The 398-nt window shown below is 36.2% G+C and carries 1 protein-coding gene; it reads right to left on the minus strand.

All coding sequences use genetic code 11. From position 1 onward, the window contains the following. On the minus strand, positions 1-214 hold a 214-nt coding region (locus tag UYC_RS0117450), incomplete at its 3' end, for a helix-turn-helix domain-containing protein (protein ID WP_016879595.1). Positions 215-398 lie beyond the last annotated feature (184 nt).

Here is a 398-nt window from a genome sequence, read left to right on the forward strand (position 1 = left end):
ATGCTTTTTGGTTGTAGTAGTGAGGTTGCTCTTTTAATTCTGGTATGTAACAAATTAAGGGACATCTATCAATAGGACAGCGATTCATTTCATACCAGTCAAACCTTTGAGCAAGCAAATAATTATATTGACAACGTAACATTTCCAGCGTTTTATCTATCTTCTCTGCTTGCTGTTTAGTTGGCTTGATTTTGTATTGGTATGAGGTTTTCATTACTTTGTTTTTGCTATCGACCTATAAGTAGTATAACATGAATGTATGAACGTTGGGGGTACGCATGAAAAACAAATCGTTAAAAATAAGAATTTCAGAAAGACGATTGGGACGGTTGCAAAATTATGCAGCACACGCCGATCAAACGATGACTCAAGTGATTGAGGAACTTATCGACACGCTA

The sequence above is a fragment of the Chlorogloeopsis fritschii PCC 6912 genome (assembly GCF_000317285.1).
Lineage (GTDB): Bacteria > Cyanobacteriota > Cyanobacteriia > Cyanobacteriales > Nostocaceae > Chlorogloeopsis > Chlorogloeopsis fritschii.